Genomic DNA, 20,075 nt, shown 5'->3' with positions numbered 1-20,075 from the left:
TCCATTTCCCGTGACGGGGCGGTTCGCGAGTAAGCGCGCCGAAATATTTTATACAATATCCAATACACAATCCACGCAATCTCAAAAATGCTTTCGGCAGAAATGCGACATGCCGGGCGCGTGGTACGCCGACCGGGATGGAAGCCTGCGAGACGGATGTTTTTGGTCGGAGGAAAGTGCGGCGGGGATAAGCTTGCGGGGCGCCAGTCGGGCTAACAAGGCCATCATGCGGAGCCGGAACGCGGCGTCGACCAGCTTTGTCGAGTGCGCCCGCCCTCCCCGCCGAAGGCCGCCGCGACGCGGCTCTCTACCCTCCGCGGCACCTCGAAACGACGACCTGCGTCACGCCCTTTTTATTTTATATTGTATAAAATATCCGGACTGGCTAGAATGCACTCGTCGATGGCTGACTCTCGGTCGAAACCGGAGGCAACGTTTCGGCACCGAGGCAAACAAGAGGCGGCCAGCCGCCGTCCGGGTGACGTGAAGCACCGACGAGACGGCGAGCGCGCGTACGGCCCAGGTTGCCAGCACTGGCAATTGACCCTATCTGAATGTGAGGAAACGAGATGAGCGACAACATTTTTACCGGCACCATTCCGGCCTTGATGACTCCGTGCACCGCTGATCGTCAGCCGGATTTCGACGCGCTGGTAAAGAAGGGCAAGGAGCTGGTGGCACTCGGCATGCGCGCGGTGGTGTACTGCGGCTCGATGGGCGACTGGCCGCTGCTGACCGAAGCGCAGCGCCAGGAAGGCGTCGCGCGCCTGGTCGAAGCCGGCGTGCCGACGATCGTCGGCACCGGCGCGGTGAACTCGAAGGAAGCGGTGTCGCACGCCGCGCATGCCGCGAAGGTCGGCGCGCACGGCCTGATGGTGATCCCGCGCGTGCTGTCGCGCGGCGCGTCGCCGGCCGCACAGAAGGCCCACTTCGCCGCGATCCTGAACGCAGCGCCGAAGCTGCCGGCGGTGATCTACAACAGCCCGTACTACGGCTTCGCGACCCGCGCCGACCTGTTCTTCGAACTGCGTCGTCAACACCCGAACCTGATCGGCTTCAAGGAATTCGGCGGCGCGGCCGACATGCGCTATGCAGCCGAGAACATCACGTCGCAGGACGACAGCGTGACGCTGATGGCCGGCGTCGACACGCAGGTGTTCCACGGCTTCGTGAATTGCGGCGCGGCAGGCGCGATCACCGGCATCGGCAACGCGCTGCCGCGCGAAGTGCTGCAACTGGTCGACCTGTGCAAGAAGGCCGCGCAAGGCGATGCCGTGGCGCGCGTGCGTGCGAAGGAACTGGAAGCGGCGCTGGCCGTGCTGTCGTCGTTCGACGAAGGCTGCGACCTCGTGCTGTTCTACAAGCACCTGATGGTGCTGAACGGCGACAAGGAATACACGCTGCACTTCAACGAAACCGATGCACTGAGCGACGCGCAACGCAACTACGCGGAAGCGCAATACAAGCTGTTCCGCAACTGGTACGCGAACTGGTCGAAGACCATCGCGTAAGTCGTGCGATACGCGGCCGTGACACGGCCGCCTGCATGAGAAAGGCAAAAGCCACGGAGCGATCCGTGGCTTTTCCTTTATCCGCGCACACTCGACAGGCGCCTGCCGAATCAGTGTCGCTGCACGGCCGCCCCGCTCGCGCGCTGGTGTTCCGTGATCTTCGTGCGGCCAAGGCCGATCGCATACAACGTACCGGCCGCGGCGAGCGCCGGCACCGCAATCAGGCTGAACACATCGCCGAAGCGCCAGCCGAGCCCCAACACGACATGCGCTGCGCGCGCCGCACAGTCAGGGATTCACCGTCCCCCGCCGCGACTCGATCACGTCGATTTTCGCGAGCAGCACGTTGCCGAGTTTCATCACGTTGCGCGGCATGCCCGGAATCGCGAGCAGCACCTCGATCCGCGCGCGCCAGTAACCCGGACGACTCACGCGCATCGCGTACGGCATCGCCGCCGCGCCGGTATCCGCATCGCTTTCCAGCAGCGCGACCATTCTCTCGATATGAGAGAGCTCGCGCTCCACATAGTCTCTTGTCAGCATGTGATTGACACTCCCCCGCAACACGGCATCGGCCTGGCGTCGTCGGCGGGTCGCCGCATGGGCTTTTTCGCTCGACACGCCGTCGTTTCCCGTCACGGTACGCGCGTCGTGTGTCAGGAAATCGCCGGCACGCGCGAGGGTTCTGTTCGTATCGTCGGATCTATGTCGCGCTGCGCAGCCGGTGCCACGTCCATGGCGACGACCGTCAGGCGGGATCGCCGAGTTCGTCGGGAAGTTGAGCGGCTGAACGCGCTCAGCCGCGTCGGCCGCGCGCGCTCGCGCGCTTCCCCGTGCCCGCCGGCGGCTCGCCCGCGCTCATCCGGTCCAGTTGCCGGACAATCTCCGCGCGTAGCTCGGCCGAAATCTCCACGCTGTCGAGGAGCTCCGAGATCCACAGCCCGTCGGCGGCCAGCCGGCAGATCATCAGCGTCGCCGCCCGCTCGAGCGGCACCGGGTCCGGCCGCGTCCACTCGCGCATCGGCACCGACCAGCGCGCGCGCGTCTCCTGCTCGGTGATCATCGATGCGACCAGCACGCGCAGCACGTCGGTGCTCGCGGCCGGCTGCGCGGTGTCGAGCACCGCATGCAGATACGCACGCGCCGCCGCGCCGTCGCCATGTGAATCGGCCGCCCGGCGCGCGGCCATCTGCGTCGCGAAGCGTTCGGTCGCCTGCCCGAACAGCGCATCGAGCAGGCCCTGCTTGTTCGCGAAGTGATACTGCAGCGCGCCTTTGGTCACGCCCGCGCGCTCGGCGACCGCGTCGAGCGTCAGCGCGGCCACGCCGTGACCGGTCGCGATGTCCGACGCGGCTTCCAGCAGTTGCGCGCGCACCTGCTCCGGGGCCTTTTTCCGCCGCACGCCTGCAGCGGGCGTGGGCGCGGGCGCGCTCCGTGCGGCGGCCGGTCCGGCCGTGTCGACAGGCGCGGCGGTATCGCGCGAAGCGGGTTCGAGGCGTTTTTTCATGGGGGCGATGTTAGCACCCGCGGTCTCGATATAAACATTCCGGCCGGATGGTATGATCCGCCGCATGAACAAATCCGGCCCCTCCCCTTGGTCCGCGCTCGACGCCGCGATCGCCCGCGGACGCGACGCGCTGATGCGCCTTCAGCAGCCTGACGGCAGCTGGTGTTTCGAACTCGAATCCGACGCGACGATCACCGCGGAATACATCCTGATGATGCATTTCATGGACAAGATCGACGACGCGCGCCAGGAGAAGATGGCGCGCTACCTGCGCGCGATCCAGCGGCTCGACACGCACGGCGGGTGGGACCTGTATGTCGACGGCGACCCGGACGTGTCGTGCAGCGTGAAGGCGTACTTCGCGCTGAAGGCCGCCGGCGACAGCGAGCATGCGCCGCACATGGTTCGCGCGCGCGACGCGATCCTCGAGCTCGGCGGCGCGGCACGCTCGAACGTGTTCACGCGCATCCTGCTCGCGACGTTCGGCCAGGTGCCGTGGCGCGCGACGCCGTTCATGCCGATCGAATTCGTGCTGTTTCCGAAGTGGGTGCCGATCTCGATGTACAAGGTCGCGTACTGGGCCCGCACGACGATGGTGCCGCTGCTCGTGCTGTGCTCGCTGAAAGCGCGTGCGCGCAACCCGCGCAACATCGCGATTCCCGAGCTGTTCGTCACGCCGCCCGACCAGGAACGCCAGTACTTCCCGCCCGCGCGCGGGATGCGCCGCGCATTCCTCGCGCTCGACCGCGTGGTGCGCCATGTCGAGCCGCTGCTGCCGAAACGCCTGCGGCAGCGCGCGATCCGGCATGCGCAAGCATGGTGCGCGGAGCGCATGAACGGCGAGGACGGCCTCGGCGGGATCTTTCCGCCGATCGTGTACAGCTATCAGATGATGGACGTGCTCGGCTACCCGGACGATCATCCGCTGCGCCGCGACTGCGAGAACGCGCTGGAGAAGCTGCTGGTCACGCGGCCCGACGGCAGCATGTACTGCCAGCCGTGCCTGTCGCCGGTGTGGGACACCGCGTGGAGCACGATGGCGCTCGAGCAGGCGCGCGGCGTGGCCGTGCCGGAAGCCGGCGCGCCCGCGAGCGCACTGGACGAACTCGACGCACGCATCGCCCGCGCGTACGACTGGCTGGCCGAGCGCCAGGTGAACGACCTGCGCGGCGACTGGATCGAGAACGCGCCCGCCGACACGCAACCGGGCGGCTGGGCGTTCCAGTACGCGAACCCGTACTACCCCGACATCGACGACAGCGCGGTCGTCACCGCGATGCTCGACCGCCGCGGCCGCACGCATCGCAACGCGGACGGCTCGCATCCGTATGCGGCGCGCGTCGCGCGCGCGCTCGACTGGATGCGCGGGCTGCAATCGCGCAACGGCGGCTTCGCGGCCTTCGACGCCGACTGCGACCGCCTGTACCTGAACGCGATTCCGTTCGCCGATCACGGCGCGCTGCTCGATCCGCCGACCGAGGACGTGTCGGGCCGCGTGCTGCTGTGCTTCGGCGTCACGAAGCGCGCGGACGACCGCGCGTCGCTCGCGCGCGCGATCGACTACGTGAAGCGCACGCAGCAGCCCGACGGCAGCTGGTGGGGCCGCTGGGGCACGAACTACCTGTACGGCACGTGGAGCGTGCTGGCCGGGCTCGCGCTCGCGGGCGAGGACCCGTCGCAGCCGTACATCGCCCGCGCGCTCGCGTGGCTGCGCGCCCGTCAGCACGCGGACGGCGGCTGGGGCGAGACGAACGACAGCTACATCGACCCGGCGCTCGCCGGCACCAATGCGGGCGAAAGCACGTCGAACTGCACCGCGTGGGCGCTGCTCGCGCAGATGGCGTTCGGCGACGGCGAATCGGAATCGGTCAGGCGCGGCATCGCGTATCTGCAATCCGTGCAGCAGGACGACGGCTTCTGGTGGCACCGGTCGCACAACGCGCCGGGCTTTCCGCGCATCTTCTACCTGAAGTATCACGGCTACACGGCGTACTTCCCGCTGTGGGCGCTCGCGCGCTATCGGCGGTTGGCTGGCGGCGTGTCGGCAGCGGGCGCGCACGCGGTGCCGGCGTCCACGGGCGCGGACGCCGCGCTCGCCTGAGCACGGGCACGGGCACGGGCACGCGCACGACGCACGTTACGGCTTGCCGTTCAGCGACTCGACGATCCGGTACGCGGCTTTCACGCGATCCTCGATCGGAAAGCTGCGGTTCGCGAGCATCACGATCGCGATCCGCTTCGCCGGGACGAACGCGACATAGGTGCTGAAGCCGTTGGTCGAGCCGGTCTTGTTGATCCACGTGTCCGGGCGCGGCGCGAGCGGCGGCTTGAGTTCGGTCGCGGGCGTCGCGTCGTGGAGCATCGCCGGCCCGTTGCCTTCGAGCAGCGTCGGCAGCGCGACCGGATACGGATACTGTTCCCAGATCAGGTCCTGCGTGAACGGCCCCGCACGGAAATAGCCGGTGTGCGTGCGCTCGAGCGCGCGCTGCATACGCGGCGCCGTTTCGACGAGCCCCATGTTCGCCTGCACGAAGCGCAGCAGGTCGGCCGCCGTGGTCCGGACGCCATACGCCGGCTGCCACAGCATGCCGCCCGTCATCCGGATCGGCTTGCCGTCCTGCGTATAGCCCTGCGCATAGTCGCCCCGGCGCGCGGCGGGCACGTTGATATAGGTATGCGTCATCCCGAGCGCGGGGAATAGCCGCTGTTCCATCAACGCCGCGAAGTCGCGGTTCATCGCCTTCGCGGTGAGTTGCCCGAGCATCCCGATCGCGACATTCGAATACGTGCGGCGCGTGCCCGGCGCGTACGCGGGCCGCCACGCATCGAGATAGCGCATCAGGTCCGCGTCGTCGCGGATGCTGTCCGGCACCTGCAGCGGCATCCCGCCCGGCGTGTGCGTGCCGAGCTCGAGCAGCGTCACGCCACCGAACGGCTTGCCCTGCATTGCGGGCAGGTACTTGGCCGCCGGATCCGACAGCGACAGCTCGCCGCCCTCCTGCGCGTCGGACGCGAGCGTCGCGGTCAGCGTCTTGCTGACGGAGCCGATCTCGAACAGCGTGTCGCCGGTCACCGGCTTGCCGGTTTGCGTCGACATCACGCCGTAGTCGAACACGTAGGGCTTGCCGTCGGCGACGATGCCGATCGCCATGCCGGGAATGGCGAACTGCTTCATCAGCGGCGCGACGTTGCGGGTCACGGTGTCGTGGATCTCGTCGGGCGTGGCGGCGGCCGCGCGGCCGGCCGTGACGGCGGCGCACGCGGCGACGAACAGGGTCGCGGCGATGCGTATCGCGTTGAATCGCATGGTTGCGGTTCCTTCGATTTTCTGATGGTTGTGTGGACAACAGGTCCGGCCGCGCCGCGCGGAGACTGCTGCAGCCGGCCGGTCGAAGCAGGACTATCCGCCGCCGGCCGCCGTTCAACAATCGAGGATATTTTGCGCAAGCCTAAAGAAAATCTTATGCAACGCATGCACCGGCCATGCCGATGTCAGTCAGGCAACCGGTCGAGAAAGGCCAGCATCGCGGCGTTGAAGCGCGCCGGCCGCTGCAGCGGCGCGAAGTGGCTCACGCCGGGCAGGATCGTCAGCGTCGCGCCCGGAATCGTGCGCGCGAGATAGGCCGCATGCTCGGGGCGGATGAACTCGTCGTGCTCGCCCTGCACGATCCCGACCGGCACCGCGATCGCCGCGAGGTCGGCCGCGCTGTAATTTGGTTGCGTGCGCATCATTTCGCTGACGGCGGCGACGAACGCGTCGAACTGGTCGGGCGTCGCGGACAGTCGCGCGTAGTCCTTGCGGTGTCGCGCGAAGCAGCGGTCGATCAGCGGGCTCGGCACCATCTCCTTCGTGCCGCCGGGATCCATGTTGCACGCGAAGAAGAACACGCCCGCCGCGCGCTGCGGCGCGCGGGCGGCCAGCACGAGCGACACGCACGCGCCGTCGCTCCAGCCGACGAAGCGCGCGCGCCCGATGTGCAGCGCATCGAGTACCGCGAGCACGTCCGAGGCCATGCGGTCGTACGAATAGGGGCGATCGTCGCGCGTGCTGCGGCCGTGGCCGCGGCTGTCGATCACGATCGCGCGGTAGCCGGCCGCGAGCAGCGCCGGCACCTGATTGCCCCAGTTGCCGCCGTGGCCGAGGCCGCCGTGCAGCAGCACGACCGGCGGGCCGTGGCCGAACGACGCGTGCCAGATGCGCGCGCCGTCGTGGTCCAGCCATCCTTCGGCATCGGCCGCGGGCAGCGGCGTGCCGCCTTGCGCGTCGAAGCGGACGAGGTCGTCGTCGGCGAATTCCGCAGTCATCGTTCTGCCGTCCTTTCGAGGGAGACGAGCTTGCGATTGTAATGCCCGGCGTGGCGTGCTGCTGCTATGCGGCGGCCGTGCCGTGCCGTCAGGCCTGAGTCGATACGAACCCGCCGGACGTCGAGCCGCCCGACTTCTGGAGGGCCTGCGCGAGCTGCGCGATCGCCGTCGACAGCGCACCCGAGATCGTGCTCGCTTCCGCGCTCAGCGTCTGCTGCTCGACCGCCGCGGCCGGGTCATCCTTCGCGCGCTGCGCGGCGGCCGCCATTTGCTGCTGCAGTTGCGCGAGTTGCTTCTGCAAGCGCTCGATGAGCTGTTTCAGTTGCGCGACCGCTGGATCGTCGGCCGAAGATCCCGACGCGCCCAGCGTCTCGCCCGCGCCGCCGGACGGCGCGGCGCCGCTCGCTGACGTCTTCGTTGCACTGCCCGTGGGCGACGACGCAGCCGCGGTGGCGGTCGGCGCGGCGCCTGTGCCGGACGGGTTGGCGGCCGCGTTGGTGGTGGCGAGCGGGGTCTGCGTGGCGGAAGAGAGATCGATCTGCATCGTGTCGGTCCGTAATGAGTGTGTGCGACTCGCGTCGGTTGAACAGGGAAAACCTTGCAACCGGTTTACGGTATTTGTCCGACGAAACTTTAGTCTCGCTTTCTGCGGCGCGCCGGCGCGGCCGCGCAGCCGGCACCGCGCGCCATTGTCATGCGCAGGCTGCGGATTGCTGCGAAGGGGCCAGAATGACCGGCCATCCGCGCTGGTAAAATCGCCGGCTGGCCTGCCGCTGCAGCACACCGGCTGCTTTCGACAAGCCTTGCGGGCTACCCCCGCACCGGCGCCCGCCCGATCGGGCGCGACACGCGACGCCGTCCGGCGCCGTCGCCGCGCGAGCCCCGCGCCCGCAGCGACACGACGACGCGACGGCTTCGGCGCGCATCCCCTTCATCACGCACTTTGAGGAATTCACGATGGCCCGCATCGGCGCCTTCTGCCTGACCACGTGGCTCGCGGCCGCGATTCTCTATTTCGGCCAGCATTCGGTCGCGATGATTGCGCTCAGCGGCGTGGTCGTGTTCGGCGGGTTCGATCTGCTGCGTCCGTAACGGAGCGCCGGTTCATCGCAGGCGCGGCCCCCGCCCCTCGTCGCACGTCAGCCCCATCCGCATCGCCAACAGCGAACCCGCAGCCGACCCACCCGCGCCACACGTCAGCGAGGCAACGTCCGCAGCGACGACGGCCCGCCCGACAGCGCGATCCGCTTGCCCGTATCGCGCAGCTGGCCACCTTCCACCGCATACAGCGCAAGCTGCCGCTCGACGTTGAACTGCACGATCACGTGCCGGCTGTCAGCGGTGAATACGATGCCCTGCGCGGCTTCGCCGCCCGGCACTTCACTCGTCTGCACCGCGCGGCCGTTGCGGATCTCGAACAGCACGACCTTGCCGAGCTTGTGGCGGCCCGGGTTGTTGGCCGTGAGGTTCGAGCCGTCCATCGCCTGCACGGCGATCCACTTCCCGTTCGGCGAGATCGCGACGCCTTCCGGCAGCGACGGCACGTTCAGGTACTGGACCGTGCGGAACGGCGTGCGCGACACGTCGATCAGCGCGACCGAATCGGCATCGCCCGCGAGCGTGCCCGTATAGCCCGGCAGCCCCGCGAGCCCGACGTTGCTGACGACGGCCCAGCGGTTGTCGCTCGACACGTCGATCGTGTAAGGCGCAACGCCCGTGCTCAGCCGCGCGCCGCTGTCGGTCACCTTGCCGTCGTCGACGTTCAGCACCGCGACACCCTGCTCGTCGCGCAGCGACACGAGCGCATGCTTGCCGTCGTGCGTGAAGCTGATCCCGGCGAGCCGCTTCTTGCCGATCTTCAGGTTGCCGTCGAGCGTCACCTGCGTGCCGTCGATCCCCAGGATCGACACGCTGCCGTCGACGTTCGCCACCAGCGCGACGCGACCGGACCGGTCGATCGCGATCCCCTGCGGGTGCGTGCCGAGTTCGATGCGCGTGATCGCCGCCGGCGACGCCTCGAGATTCACGACCTGCAGGAACGTGTCGTACACGAGTTGCTTCGCGCTCGTGTCGTAACGCGTCGGCGCGCCGACCAGCGCGAGTTTCGCGTCGGGCGTGATCGCGACGGCCTGCGGCGGCCCCTGGATGCCGTTCTCGACGTCGACCTGCAGCGCGATCTTCGGCGGGAACACGCTGGCATCGAGCAGCGTCAGCGTGTCGGCAGGCGGCGATGCGAGAAAGGTGTCGCGGCCTTCGACGCGCTGGTACTTGCCGTCGTTGCCGGACACGATCCAGTCGGCCGCGTGCGCGGCGACGGCGGTGGTGGCAAGCGTCAGCGCGGCGAGCAGACGGGCGCGACGAAGGCGAAAAGGATTCGAATGCATGACGGACGGTTCTCCGGATCGGTTGCGGACGCAAGGAATCGCACGACCCTGCTGCTCGACGGGTCGATGCCATCGCATCATGCACTAAAGCGCGAAACCGGTGTCGCGAGGCCGCCGCTCAGCGAGTGCGCGGCCCCGCGCCGTCCCACTGGCGAACGTCGTCGAGCGGATACACGGGCCGCGCGAGCCGCTCGTAGCGGAACAGCCCGAAGTCCGACCCGGTCACGCCGCGGCTGTCGCACTCGACGAGTGCGGCCGCGATCGGCACGAACACGGGCCGGCAATACATGCGCGACTTCAGCAGCAGGAATCGTGCGCGGCGTGGATCGACGCCGACGCTCTCGAACACGCCGAGATCCCACGGTTCCTGCGTGCGCTCGGTGACGACCAGCGTCGCCACGCCGATATCGAGCACCGCCGCGCGGCCCATGTATGCGCGTTGGCCCGTGTAGGTCGGCCCGGTAATCACGTATTCGCCGTCGGTGATGGCGCGCACGATGCCCGTCGCGCGAAACGGTGCGCGCCGCGCGCCGCCATGCGACGGCATCCGGTTGCCGACCGGCACCGTGACGGTCGCGCCCACGCCCGCGTCGATCAGCGCCGCGACGGCTTCGGGATCGCACAACGGCCCGCTGACGATCCCGTCGAGCCCCTGCGCGAGCGCGGCCTCGAGCAGGTCCATCGTGTCGCATGGGCCGCCCGACATGCAGTTGTCGCCGTGATCGAGCATCAGCACCGGACGGTCCGCGCCGCGCGCCAGCGCCGCGGCCTGCGCGACCGATTCCGCGAGCGGCGCGCTGCGGTACACGAACGCGTCACGCGCGTCCCAGATCTGCCGGGCGATGCGCTCGGCCACCGCATCGGCTGCCGCACGGTCGCCGTCGGCGACCACCACGACGCTGATACACGGCGCGGGAATATCCGCGAGCGAGAAGCCGGGCAGCACCGACACCGCGAGCATCCCCTCCGCCTCGGCCGCGCGCGCGGCCTCCACCGCGCGCCGCATCGCGCCTTCGGCGCTCGCGCTGCGCAGCGTCGACGTCATCAGCGGCGGCTGCCGCCATGCGAGCACGGGCCGCGCGCGGCCGTGCAGCCGCTCGAGCAGCACGCGTGCCGCATGCTCACCCGTCTCGTACATGTCGACGTGCGGATAGGTCTTGAAACTGACGATCACGTCCGCGTGGTCGATCATCTTCTGCGTGACGTTCGCGTGCAGGTCGAGCGCCACCGCGATCGGCGCATCGGGCAGCGCGGCGCGCACGCGCGCGAGCAGGTCGCCCTCGCCGTCCGCGGATTGCTCGGCGACCATCGCGCCGTGCAGATCGAGCATCACCGCGTCGCAGCCTGGCGTGGCCGCGACGATCGCATCGCAGATCGCCGCATATGCATCGGCCGCGACCGGGCCGCTCGGGTTGGCGGCCGCCGATACGGGCGTCACGATCTCGGCGCCTTCACGCTCGGCCGCGTCGAGGAACGCGGCCATCGCGGTGCGCATCCCGTGATTCGCGCGATACGCGTCGTCGCCCCAGTCGGGGCCGTTGCGACCGAACGCGGCGAGCGGCGTCGGCACCGGCGAGAACGTGTTCGTCTCGTGATTCATCCGGGCGATCAGGATTTTCATCGTGCCTCCGTCGTTGTCTGCAGGACCCGCATCGTCGAACTCCTCTCGATCATTCAAGCGTACCCCGTCGTCCCCTTCGTCTCCAGGTATTCGACGAGGCCGAACTCCGCATACTCGCGGCCGTTGCCCGAGCGCTTGTAGCCGCCGAACGGGGCGGCCGGGTTCCACGGCGGGTAGTTGATGTGGACATTGCCGACCCGCAGCCGCGCCGCTACCCTGCGTGCGCGATCGAGATCCTTCGACTGCACATAGGCCGCGAGCCCGTAGACCGAGTCGTTCGCGAGCGCGATCGCCTCGTCCTCGGTGTGGTAGGTCATGATCGACAGCACCGGCCCGAAGATTTCCTCGCGCGCGATCGTCATGTCCGGCGTGACGTTCGAGAACACCGTCGGCCGCACATAGAAGCCGTCGCACAGCCCGTCGGGCCGGCCGGGCCCGCCCGCGACGAGCGTCGCGCCCTCGGCGATGCCGCGCTGGATCAGCTGCTGGATGCGGTCGAACTGCGTGCGGCTGACGACCGGTCCGATGTCCGTTTCCGGCGAACGCGGATCGCCGACGACCGTGCGCGCCGCCTCGGCACGCGCCGCTGCCTCGGCCGCGGCCAGCTGGTCGACATGCACGAACATCCGCGTCGGCGCGTTGCACGACTGCCCGCTATTGCTGAAGCAGCTGCGCACGCCGCGCGCGACCGCATCCTCGATGTCGGCGTCGGGCAGGATCAGGTTCGGGCTCTTGCTGCCGAGCTCCTGGTGCACGCGCTTCACCGTGTCGGCGGCCGCCTTCGCGACCTCGACGCCCGCACGCGTCGACCCGGTGAACGACACCATGTCGACGTCCGGATGCCGCGACAGCGCGTCGCCGACTTCATGCCCGTAGCCATGCACGAGGTTGAACACGCCGGGCGGCACGCCGGCTTCGTGCAGGATCTCCGCGAACAGGACCGCGCTGAACGGTGCGATCTCGCTCGGCTTGAGCACCATCGTGCAGCCGGCCGCGAGCGCCGGCGCGACCTTGCACACGATCTGGTTGATCGGCCAGTTCCACGGCGTGATCAGTGCGCACACGCCGATCGGCTCGTGCGACACGAGCAGCGAATCGGTCTGCGTGCTGAACCGGAACGCCTGCAGCGCACGGATCGTCTGTTCGAGATGCGCGGTGCCGACCGCGGCCTGCATCGCGCGTGCGAACGCGATCGGCGCACCCATCTCCTGGCTGATCGTGTGCGCGACTTCGTCGTAGCGGCGCTGGTAGATCTCGAGCACGCGCCGCAGCAGCGCGACACGCTCGTCGACCGTCCAGCGCGAGTACGTATCGAAGGCCTGCTTCGCCGCGCTGACCGCCCGGTCGACGTCGGCCGGCCCGCCGATCCTGAGCTGCGCATACGGCCGCGCCGTGCTCGGGTCGATCACGTCGATCGACTTCGCATCGGCCGGATCGAGCCACTGGCCGTCGATATAGGACTGTTGTGACGTTCGCATCGAATGCTCCTGAAATGAAGGACGCCGCGCTCAACGCGTCGCACGCGCAAAGGTATCGACGAGGATGTCGCGGATCTGCGCGACGAACCACACGATCTCGTCGCGCGACATCACGAGCGGCGGCGAGAACTGCACGATCGGCGTGCCTTCGTGATCAACGCCCGCGCGGCACAGCAGCCCCGCGTCGAAGATCGCGGGCGCGAGCAGCGTCGACACGAAGGCCTGCGCGCCGATGCCCGCTGCCCAGCGGCGCGCGGCCTTGTCGGTCACGAGTTCGAGCGAGTAGTGATAGCCGTCGCCGCGCACGTCGCCGACGCACGGCAGCTCGAGCAAGCCGTCGAGCGTCTGGCGGAACACCGCTTCGTTGCTGCGCACGTTCGCGAGCACGCCTTCGCGCTCCATGATCGCCAGGTTCGCGAGCGCGGCCGTGCAGGCGACCGGATGACCGCCGTAGGTCGCGCCGTGCAGGAACATCTGCTGCGGGCCCGCGAGCACCGTATCGACCACCGTGTCGCTCGCGATCACGCCGCCGAGCGGCACGTAGCCCGACGCGATGCCTTTCGCGAACGTGATGATGTCCGGCTTGAGCCCGTAGCGCGCGGAGCCAAAATATTCGCCGAGCCGGCCGAACCCGCAGATCACCTCGTCCGCGACGAGCAGCACGCCGTGCCGGTCGCAGATGTCGCGCAGCCCGGCCGCATAACCGGCTGGCGGCGTCAGGCTGCCGCCCGCGTTCTGCAGCGGCTCGACGACGATCGCGGCGACGGTGTCCGGCCCTTCCTGGACGATCAGCGATTCGATCTCGTCGAGCAGATGGCGCGTGAACTGCGCTTCCGTCTCGCCTTCCGGCCGCCCGTAGCGCTTCGTGTTGCTCACGTGCCGCACGCCCGCCATCAGCGGCTCGAAATGCTTGCGGAAGTTGGTCATCCCGTTCAGCGCGAGTGCGCCGAACGACGTGCCGTGATACGCGACGCGCCGCGCGATGAACTTGCGCCGCTGCGGCTCGCCGCGCGCCTGATGGTACTGGCGCACCAGCTTGATCGCCGACTCGTTCGACTCCGAGCCGCTCGACGTGAAGAACACGCGGTTCAGGCCGTCTGGCGCGAGCGCCGCGAGCTTGTGCGCGAGACGAATCGCCGGTTCGTGACCGTAGCCCCAGTTGGTCGCGAACGGCAGCCGCACCATCTGCTCGCGGATCGCGTCGCCGATCTCCGCGCCGTGGCTGTAGCCGACCTGCACGCAGTACAGCCCGGCCAGCGCGTCGAAGTAGCGCTTGCCGTTGCGGTCGACGAGCCAGCAGCCTTCACCGCGGTCGAACACCGTCAGCGCCTGCTCGCGATAGGCATCGGCGTGCGTGAAGTGCATCAGCAGGTGGCGCTTGCCGAGCGCCTGCAGGTCCGCATCGAGATTGACGTCAACACCGTTCATGGGTCACTCCTCCTTTTTGTGTTGCGACACCGGCGACCGGACGCCGCCGGCCGGTCATTCAGTTCATCGACAGCGTCGGCGCCGGCCGCGTGAAACCGCGCGTGAGCCACAGCAGCTGGCAAAGCCCGAGCGCGAGCCAGCCGAGGCCGACGTAGAAGGTCTGGCGCGAGAGCCCCGACCACAGCCATACGTTCATCGCGAAGCCGAGCGCGGGCACCACGCCGAACTTGATCCAGCACGCGAAGCGGCGGTGTTCCGGGCGGCCGAGGTAGCTGCGCATCACGCACAGGTTCACGACCGCGAACGCGACGAGCGCGCCGAAGCTGATCATGGTCGACGCGAGATCGAGCGTGATGAACAGCGCGGACAACGACACGGCGCCGACCGCGAGCGTCGCGCGCACCGGCGTGCGCAGCCGCGCATGCAGGTGGCCGAACACGCGCTCGGGCAGCACCTGGTCGCGGCCCATCGCGAACAGCACGCGCGTCACGCTCGCCTGGCCGGCCATCGCGCTCGCGAAGCAGCCGGCCACGTAGACCGCGACGAAGAACGCCGACAGCGTGCCGCCGCCGATGCGTCGCATCAGTTCGAGGCTCGCCGAATCGAGATCCTTGAATGCATGCCAGTCCGGAAACACCACCTGCCCCGCATACGCGATCAGCATGAACAGCAGGCCGCTCGCGAGCGTGCAGAGCAGGATCGCGCGCGGCACCGTACGGCGCGGCTCGTGCGTTTCCTCCGACAGCGTCGACACCGCGTCGAAGCCGAGGAACGACAGGCACAGGATCGCGGACCCGGCGAGGATCGCGCGCGCGTCGCCCGACGACGGCAGCGCGAGCGTCGTCGTCAGCCCCTCGCCGGCCGCGACGTGCGCGGCCGCCGCGACGAACACCGCGATGAACACCAGCTGGCTCGCGATCAGGATCAAGTTCACGCGATTGACGAGCCGGATGCCGACGATGTTCAGCCCGGTGATCAGCGCAATGCTCGCGACGATCCACACGCTCGCCGGCACCGCCGGAAACAGCTGCTTCATGTAGATTCCGATCGCGAGGTAGCTGATCATCGGGATGAACAGGTAGTCCATCAGCAGCGCCCAGCCGACCATGAAACCGGCCGACGTGCCGAAGCTGCGGCTCGCGAACGTATAAGCGGAACCGGCGCTCGGCATCAGCCGCGCCATGTGGCCGTAGCTGTGTGCGGTCAGCAGCATCGCGACCAGCGTGACCGCATACGCGATCGTCAGATGGCCGTTGGTCTCGCGCGTGACGATCCCGTAGGTCGTGAACACCGTCATCGGCAGCATGTACGCGAGGCCGAAGATCACCAGCGTAAACAGCCCGAGCGAATGCGCACTGCCTGGTCCCGGGTCGGCGTGCCCGTTCGCATGCGCCTGCACAACGTCTGTCGCGGCGCTGGGCGCGCACTGCTCCGGCCTCGTGTCTTTCATGCTGTCCTCGCGTGGATGTCGTTCATGACGTCAACACTCGTGTCGTCGGCAATGCGGGCATCGCAGGCATTGCGCGATTCGGAAACGAGTGTGGTGCGCCAAAAAATCGACGACGAATGAGAAAAGCGGACGTAATCAGGGGATATTTGCGGACGTGCGACCGGCGGCGTGTCGCGAGCGGGGAAGGCCCGCTGGCGTTTCGCGGGCATTCCCGCTATGTTCTATGCGAACCCGTCGTCGCCCTCGCACCATGGACAGCAAGTCCCATCGACCTCAAAGCCGCGCCGAACGCAGCCTGCGTTCGGCACTCGGCCTCGCGCGTCCCGCCGGACGCCAGGAGGACATTCCCGCCACCGTGCACGCGATCGCGGCCGCGCTCGACGAGTGCCGCGTCCGGCATATCGATGGCGCCGCGCTGCTCGAAGGCACGGGCCTCGGCGCGGCCGAAGTCGCGTCGCCGAGCCTGCACGTGAATCGCGGCCAGGAGCAGCGCTGCTTCCGCAATCTGCTGCGCTGCACCGGCTTGCCGTCGATCGGCCTGTCGATCGGCGCGCGGCTCCATGTGTCGACGCTCGGCCTGGCCGGCTACGCGATGCTGATCAGCGGCTCCGTGATGCAGGCGTTCCGGTGCATGAGCCAGTTTCCGTTGTTCATGGGCTTGTATTTCGACGTGCGCGTGCACGCGCATGCGCATGCGCATGCGCAAGGCATGAGCGTGACGATCGACCGGTACAACGGCGAACCCGACATCGAGGTGTTCCAGACCGACATGTGCCTGGCGAGCCTGCGCCTGATCGTGTCCGACCTGGTCGGCAAGCCGGTGTGGCCCGCCCGGTTGCATCTCGCGCGCCGCGCGCCGCGCAATGGCGCGGACTACGCGCATCACTTCGGCTGCCCGGTGGCGTTCAATGCCGGCGAGAACCGGCTCGTGTTCACGAGCGTGAACGGCACCGAGGTGCCGCGGCTCGCGAACGAAGTCAGCTTCAATGCGCTGCACGGTCAGTGCGAAGCGCTCGAGCGACAGTGGGCGGCGTCGATCGGCACGCGCTTCGCCGACCGCGCGAAGGAATTGATGGCGCGCGACCTCATGCGCTTCAAGTCGATGACGTCGCTCGCGAACGCGCTGCATCTGACCGAGCGCACGTTGCGACGCCGGCTCGAGAAGGACGGCATCACGTTTCAATCGCTATTGGACGACGTGCGCCGTCAGGAGGCGGTGCGGCTGCTCGACGAGCCGACGCTGAGCGTGGCCGCGATCGCGGAGCGGCTCGGCTACAGCGAACCGCGCAGCTTCCGCCATGCGTATCGGCGCTGGACCGGCAAGACGCCGCGCGCGGGCGCAGGTTCGGACGGCGACGCGTGCAGTGGCGTGGCCGTGCACACGCCCGATTCAAGCGGGCGTAGATGCCGCACGGAGTGAAGATCGCTGCGCGGCGTGTCGAATCGGTCGTGCGGCATCATCGTGCGGTGCCGTGGGTAGTCGTCGCGGCTCGCGCGTTCGAAATGCGCGGCCAATCCACTCCGGGCGCGGATGCATTCTGCACGGCGCGCGCGAACGATCGCACTGCACACGCCGCGAGTCCGACACGCGCTCGGCTCACGCATCCGGCAGCACTTCGAAACGCAATCCGGCATGGCGCTCGAGACGTTCGACGAAGCGCGTGTCGAACATCGTCGCGGGCGTCCAGAACCCGCCGCCGCGCCCGATCTTCGCGCCGTCTCGGCTGCAATCCAGCGCGAGGCTGAGCGCGGCCTGCCCGAGCATCTTGCCCGTCGAGCCGTATCCGGGATCGCGATCGCCGGTGACTTTCACGCGCAGCGTCCGCCCGTCGTCGGCGCGCCCGAAGAAGCGCAGATCGTAGCGGCCGGCCAGCTGCGCCGCGACACTCGGCCCCTCGCCCGGCTTCGGCAGCAGGAAGCGCTCCATCAGGCCGCGCACCGGCGGGATGAGCACGCCCGCCATGAACGCGCCGAGGCCGGCCACCATCGTCAGCGCGGCGAGACGGCCCTTCAGGCCCGTGCCCGTGATGACGGCCTCGTCATAGGCGAACCGGCTGCCGTATGCGTCGCCGGCGAGCGCGTTCGAGCGATGCACGACGCGCTCGTTGACGGCCGCCATCACGAACGGCGCGATCGACGTGCCGCTGTCGCGATCGAATTCCGCCGACCGGACCGCGTGCTGCCGCACCGTGAAGCGATGATCCGCCGGACACAGCGCATACGGATCGAGCAGTTCGCGGCGCAACGCGGGATCGGCCGCGGCTTCGCGCACGACGTTGATCACGCTCGCGACCGTTCCGCCCGACGCGCCGCCCTTCAATGTCTTCACGCGCATCTTCACCTGCGTGGCCGGCACGCCCCACTGCCGCCGTGCGTGCTGCTGCAGGAACAGCACGCCGATATCCGACGGCACCGAATCGAAACCGCAGCAATGCACGATGCGCGCACCCGATTGCCGGGCTGTCGGCTCGTACCGTTCGATCATCCGCTTGATCCACTGTGTCTCGCCGGTGAGATCGCAGTAGTCCGTACCGGTTTGCGCCCAGATCCGGACCAGCGGTTCGCCATACAGCGCGTACGGCCCGACGGTCGACACGACGACACGCGTGCGTGCGCACCACGCCTGCAATTGCGTGTCGTCGGCCGCATCGGCGACGATGATCGGCAGCGTCTGCCAAGCGGCGCCGAGTGCCTCCCTGACGTGCCGGAGCTTCGCGTCGGAGCGGCCGGCAATTGCCCAGCGCAGCGTTTCGCCGCTGCCCGACAGGTATTCGGACAGGTAGCGCGTCAGGATCTGCCCGACGAAGCTGGTGGCGCCGAATACGACGAGATCGAGATCATGGGTCGGCTGGGTCATCGACGCTTCCTCTGAAAGGGGTTGGCTAACGGCAGCCGCGCTCATCGAACGCCTTCAATGGCGTCGGCAGGTTCAGCACGAGCTGCGCATCCTGGACCACGTCGAACCGCACGATGGTGGACACGCCCAGCGCATCGAGCAGTTGCCTCAGCGGGCCGCCGTGCCGCACCAGCTCGACGCCGCGCGGCAACACGCGCTGCGCGAACGACAGCGTATTGGTCTGCACCGAACTCTGGTGCCATACGCCGTCGACGAGATTGATCATGATATTCGTGCCCATGCGCGACTGGGAAGGTACATCGGTCAGCGCGGGCGTCGAGGCGTTCAGCGTCAGGTCGGGCCGACCGTCCGCTCGAGCGGATGCACATGCCTCTATCCGATGCGTATGACCCGGCCGCGAGAATGATCGGGAATCCCAAGAGCCGGAGCGCGTAACGATGCCCGCGCACCCGGCCCCGCATCGTCATTCGAGTTCGACGCCCTTGAGCTCGGGGATCACGAACAGCGTCGCGACCATGTCGAGCATGTAGAGGCCGGCGAGCAGCGCGATCCCCGTCTGGAACGAGTAGCGCGCGGCCAGCGCCGACCGCCACCGCCCGAAGCCGCCGACCGCGCGTCCGATATTCCCCAGCACGTTCTGCGCGGTCGCGCGCGCGGCGGTCGGATTGCCGTCGGACATCAGCGTCCCGTAGCCGCCGACCATCCCGTTGACGAACATTGCGCACGCACAAAGCGCCGCGCGCGCCCGCTTCCGGGAACGGAACGGGCGGCGGTAATGAATTTGAAAGGTAGCGGAGCCGGCGATCCCGCCATCAGGCGGGACACCGAAGAACGGGAAGAAGCGGGTGTGGCGCGGCCGGCGTCGCCGCCGGCGCGGGTCGAACGGCACCGCGGCGGTGCCGGTGCGGCATCAGCCCTGGTCGTCCCCGGGCCACCAGGTTCGGGCCTCGCGGTCGACGAGCAGCGTGTCGAGATCCTTGCCTTCGAGCCATTTGGGTCGCGGGCCGCGGCCGGACCATGAGCGGCCGGTCGTCGGATCGTAATACTTGGCAGGCGCCTTGCGTTTTCGCTGGACGATGTAGCCGAGGGCGCTCAGCACTTCCTGCTGCGTGATGCCCAACAACTCGACCTGCTCCTTGAATGCCGCGAGTGCGGCTTGCTTCTCCTTCTGCTTGGCATCCGACAACTTGATGTTCAGGTCCCGAAGTTGTGCTTCGAGTTCCTGCAGGGCCTGGGTCATGTATTCATCCTCTTTGGGTATGTTTTTATTCAAAAAACCTCCGATGGCCGAACCTATCACGAAGTTCCGCCAATCTGTGTTGCGATGTGTGAATTCGCCCGGACCTGCAAGGCTTTCGCAGTATGCCGCAGGCAACGCCATCGTCGAAAGCCGCATGGCATCGGCACGCAACACGGGGCGCGTCGCGCTCGAACGCGCGGCGCGCCGCCTTGGTGGCGACCTCCTCGCCACCGGGCGCCGCCCCCTTGTGCGGGCGCGGCAGCATGGCGCGAATGATAGCAGTGCCCATCCCTC

The 20,075-nt window shown here is 68.4% G+C and carries 18 protein-coding genes and 2 pseudogenes; 4 read left to right on the top strand and 16 right to left on the bottom strand.

Going from position 1 to position 20,075, the window contains the following annotated elements; all coding sequences use genetic code 11:
• The first annotated feature begins 569 nt into the window (after positions 1 to 569).
• Complete coding sequence (locus tag BAMB_RS30455; protein ID WP_011660982.1) at positions 570 to 1,511, top strand: dihydrodipicolinate synthase family protein; 942 nt, start codon at positions 570 to 572, stop codon at positions 1,509 to 1,511.
• Positions 1,512 to 1,621: 110 nt separating this feature from the next.
• Here the strand turns inward: BAMB_RS30455 and BAMB_RS35690 are convergent, their stop codons facing one another.
• From BAMB_RS35690 to BAMB_RS30445, 3 genes are all read right to left on the bottom strand, one after another.
• On the bottom strand, positions 1,622 to 1,774 hold the full coding sequence (locus BAMB_RS35690; protein WP_158380561.1) for a hypothetical protein: 153 nt from the start codon (positions 1,772 to 1,774) through the stop codon (positions 1,622 to 1,624).
• Between the two features lie 25 nt (positions 1,775 to 1,799).
• The gene (locus BAMB_RS30450; RefSeq protein ID WP_227739259.1) at positions 1,800 to 2,150 is read right to left on the bottom strand and encodes a hypothetical protein; all 351 of its coding nucleotides are present in this window, start codon (positions 2,148 to 2,150) and stop codon (positions 1,800 to 1,802) included.
• 157 nt (positions 2,151 to 2,307) lie between these two features.
• The gene (locus BAMB_RS30445) at positions 2,308 to 3,018 is read right to left on the bottom strand and encodes a TetR/AcrR family transcriptional regulator (RefSeq protein WP_041491793.1); all 711 of its coding nucleotides are present in this window, start codon (positions 3,016 to 3,018) and stop codon (positions 2,308 to 2,310) included.
• A gap of 52 nt (positions 3,019 to 3,070) precedes the next feature.
• Between BAMB_RS30445 and shc the strand changes: the two genes are divergently transcribed.
• Positions 3,071 to 5,119, top strand: a complete 2,049-nt coding sequence (gene shc / locus BAMB_RS30440; protein ID WP_011660979.1) for a squalene--hopene cyclase — start codon at positions 3,071 to 3,073, stop codon at positions 5,117 to 5,119.
• A gap of 36 nt (positions 5,120 to 5,155) precedes the next feature.
• Here the strand turns inward: shc and ampC are convergent, their stop codons facing one another.
• From ampC to BAMB_RS30425, 3 genes are all read right to left on the bottom strand, one after another.
• Complete coding sequence (gene ampC, locus BAMB_RS30435) at positions 5,156 to 6,325, bottom strand: class C beta-lactamase (protein WP_011660978.1); 1,170 nt, start codon at positions 6,323 to 6,325, stop codon at positions 5,156 to 5,158.
• Between the two features lie 185 nt (positions 6,326 to 6,510).
• Complete coding sequence (locus BAMB_RS30430) at positions 6,511 to 7,323, bottom strand: alpha/beta fold hydrolase (RefSeq protein ID WP_011660977.1); 813 nt, start codon at positions 7,321 to 7,323, stop codon at positions 6,511 to 6,513.
• An 88-nt stretch (positions 7,324 to 7,411) separates the two neighbouring features.
• The gene (locus BAMB_RS30425; protein WP_011660976.1) at positions 7,412 to 7,867 is read right to left on the bottom strand and encodes a hypothetical protein; all 456 of its coding nucleotides are present in this window, start codon (positions 7,865 to 7,867) and stop codon (positions 7,412 to 7,414) included.
• 413 nt (positions 7,868 to 8,280) lie between these two features.
• Between BAMB_RS30425 and BAMB_RS36140 the strand changes: the two genes are divergently transcribed.
• Complete coding sequence (locus BAMB_RS36140) at positions 8,281 to 8,415, top strand: hypothetical protein (protein WP_006750603.1); 135 nt, start codon at positions 8,281 to 8,283, stop codon at positions 8,413 to 8,415.
• Between the two features lie 104 nt (positions 8,416 to 8,519).
• Here the strand turns inward: BAMB_RS36140 and BAMB_RS30415 are convergent, their stop codons facing one another.
• From BAMB_RS30415 to BAMB_RS35685, 6 genes are all read right to left on the bottom strand, one after another.
• The gene (locus BAMB_RS30415; protein WP_011660974.1) at positions 8,520 to 9,707 is read right to left on the bottom strand and encodes a YncE family protein; all 1,188 of its coding nucleotides are present in this window, start codon (positions 9,705 to 9,707) and stop codon (positions 8,520 to 8,522) included.
• Positions 9,708 to 9,825: 118 nt separating this feature from the next.
• Positions 9,826 to 11,328 carry a M81 family metallopeptidase gene (locus BAMB_RS30410; RefSeq protein WP_011660973.1) on the bottom strand — a complete coding sequence of 501 codons (1,503 nt, stop codon included), beginning with the start codon at positions 11,326 to 11,328 and terminating at the stop codon, positions 9,826 to 9,828.
• Positions 11,329 to 11,381: 53 nt separating this feature from the next.
• Complete coding sequence (locus BAMB_RS30405) at positions 11,382 to 12,806, bottom strand: aldehyde dehydrogenase family protein (RefSeq protein WP_011660972.1); 1,425 nt, start codon at positions 12,804 to 12,806, stop codon at positions 11,382 to 11,384.
• A 30-nt stretch (positions 12,807 to 12,836) separates the two neighbouring features.
• A complete protein-coding gene (locus tag BAMB_RS30400) occupies positions 12,837 to 14,234 on the bottom strand; it encodes an aspartate aminotransferase family protein (protein ID WP_011660971.1) in 1,398 nt (465 codons plus the stop codon).
• A gap of 58 nt (positions 14,235 to 14,292) precedes the next feature.
• Positions 14,293 to 15,684, bottom strand: a complete 1,392-nt coding sequence (locus BAMB_RS30395; protein ID WP_011660970.1) for an APC family permease — start codon at positions 15,682 to 15,684, stop codon at positions 14,293 to 14,295.
• A complete protein-coding gene (locus BAMB_RS35685; protein WP_127456144.1) occupies positions 15,681 to 15,893 on the bottom strand; it encodes a hypothetical protein in 213 nt (70 codons plus the stop codon). Before BAMB_RS35685 ends, BAMB_RS30395 begins: the two co-directional genes overlap by 4 nt.
• Before the next feature lie 41 nt (positions 15,894 to 15,934).
• Here BAMB_RS35685 and BAMB_RS30390 point away from each other — a divergent pair, with 41 nt between their 5' ends.
• A complete protein-coding gene (locus BAMB_RS30390) occupies positions 15,935 to 17,104 on the top strand; it encodes an AraC family transcriptional regulator (protein WP_041491792.1) in 1,170 nt (389 codons plus the stop codon).
• A 177-nt stretch (positions 17,105 to 17,281) separates the two neighbouring features.
• Here BAMB_RS30390 and BAMB_RS30385 read toward each other — a convergent pair whose 3' ends face one another.
• From BAMB_RS30385 to BAMB_RS30370, 4 genes and pseudogenes are all read right to left on the bottom strand, one after another.
• Positions 17,282 to 18,541: a saccharopine dehydrogenase family protein gene (locus BAMB_RS30385; RefSeq protein WP_011660968.1), complete on the bottom strand. Its 1,260-nt coding sequence runs from the start codon at positions 18,539 to 18,541 to the stop codon at positions 17,282 to 17,284.
• Positions 18,542 to 18,566: 25 nt separating this feature from the next.
• Positions 18,567 to 18,890: pseudogene (locus BAMB_RS30380) on the bottom strand (acetoacetate decarboxylase); the annotation flags it as partial.
• 114 nt (positions 18,891 to 19,004) lie between these two features.
• A pseudogene (locus BAMB_RS30375) lies at positions 19,005 to 19,259 on the bottom strand (MFS transporter); the annotation flags it as partial.
• 192 nt (positions 19,260 to 19,451) lie between these two features.
• Positions 19,452 to 19,781: an H-NS histone family protein gene (locus BAMB_RS30370; RefSeq protein ID WP_006750598.1), complete on the bottom strand. Its 330-nt coding sequence runs from the start codon at positions 19,779 to 19,781 to the stop codon at positions 19,452 to 19,454.
• Positions 19,782 to 20,075 lie beyond the last annotated feature (294 nt).

Source organism: Burkholderia ambifaria AMMD, from assembly GCF_000203915.1.
In the GTDB taxonomy this organism is placed as follows: Bacteria; Pseudomonadota; Gammaproteobacteria; order Burkholderiales; family Burkholderiaceae; genus Burkholderia; species Burkholderia ambifaria.
Note: the sequence above shows the minus strand (reverse complement) of the source record. Positions and strands in the feature narration are given on the sequence as shown.

Coding starts and splice junctions, on each gene's coding strand:
- BAMB_RS30455 (WP_011660982.1), top strand. CDS start 570: ATGAGCGACAACATTTTTACCGGCACCATTCCGGCCTTGATGACTCCG.
- BAMB_RS30445 (WP_041491793.1), bottom strand. CDS start 3,018: ATGAAAAAACGCCTCGAACCCGCTTCGCGCGATACCGCCGCGCCTGTC.
- shc (WP_011660979.1), top strand. CDS start 3,071: ATGATCCGCCGCATGAACAAATCCGGCCCCTCCCCTTGGTCCGCGCTC.
- ampC (WP_011660978.1), bottom strand. CDS start 6,325: ATGCGATTCAACGCGATACGCATCGCCGCGACCCTGTTCGTCGCCGCG.
- BAMB_RS30430 (WP_011660977.1), bottom strand. CDS start 7,323: ATGACTGCGGAATTCGCCGACGACGACCTCGTCCGCTTCGACGCGCAA.
- BAMB_RS30425 (WP_011660976.1), bottom strand. CDS start 7,867: ATGCAGATCGATCTCTCTTCCGCCACGCAGACCCCGCTCGCCACCACC.
- BAMB_RS36140 (WP_006750603.1), top strand. CDS start 8,281: ATGGCCCGCATCGGCGCCTTCTGCCTGACCACGTGGCTCGCGGCCGCG.
- BAMB_RS30415 (WP_011660974.1), bottom strand. CDS start 9,707: ATGCATTCGAATCCTTTTCGCCTTCGTCGCGCCCGTCTGCTCGCCGCG.
- BAMB_RS30410 (WP_011660973.1), bottom strand. CDS start 11,328: ATGAAAATCCTGATCGCCCGGATGAATCACGAGACGAACACGTTCTCG.
- BAMB_RS30405 (WP_011660972.1), bottom strand. CDS start 12,806: ATGCGAACGTCACAACAGTCCTATATCGACGGCCAGTGGCTCGATCCG.
- BAMB_RS30400 (WP_011660971.1), bottom strand. CDS start 14,234: ATGAACGGTGTTGACGTCAATCTCGATGCGGACCTGCAGGCGCTCGGC.
- BAMB_RS30395 (WP_011660970.1), bottom strand. CDS start 15,684: ATGAAAGACACGAGGCCGGAGCAGTGCGCGCCCAGCGCCGCGACAGAC.
- BAMB_RS35685 (WP_127456144.1), bottom strand. CDS start 15,893: ATGCCCGCGAAACGCCAGCGGGCCTTCCCCGCTCGCGACACGCCGCCG.
- BAMB_RS30390 (WP_041491792.1), top strand. CDS start 15,935: ATGGACAGCAAGTCCCATCGACCTCAAAGCCGCGCCGAACGCAGCCTG.
- BAMB_RS30385 (WP_011660968.1), bottom strand. CDS start 18,541: ATGACCCAGCCGACCCATGATCTCGATCTCGTCGTATTCGGCGCCACC.
- BAMB_RS30370 (WP_006750598.1), bottom strand. CDS start 19,781: ATGACCCAGGCCCTGCAGGAACTCGAAGCACAACTTCGGGACCTGAAC.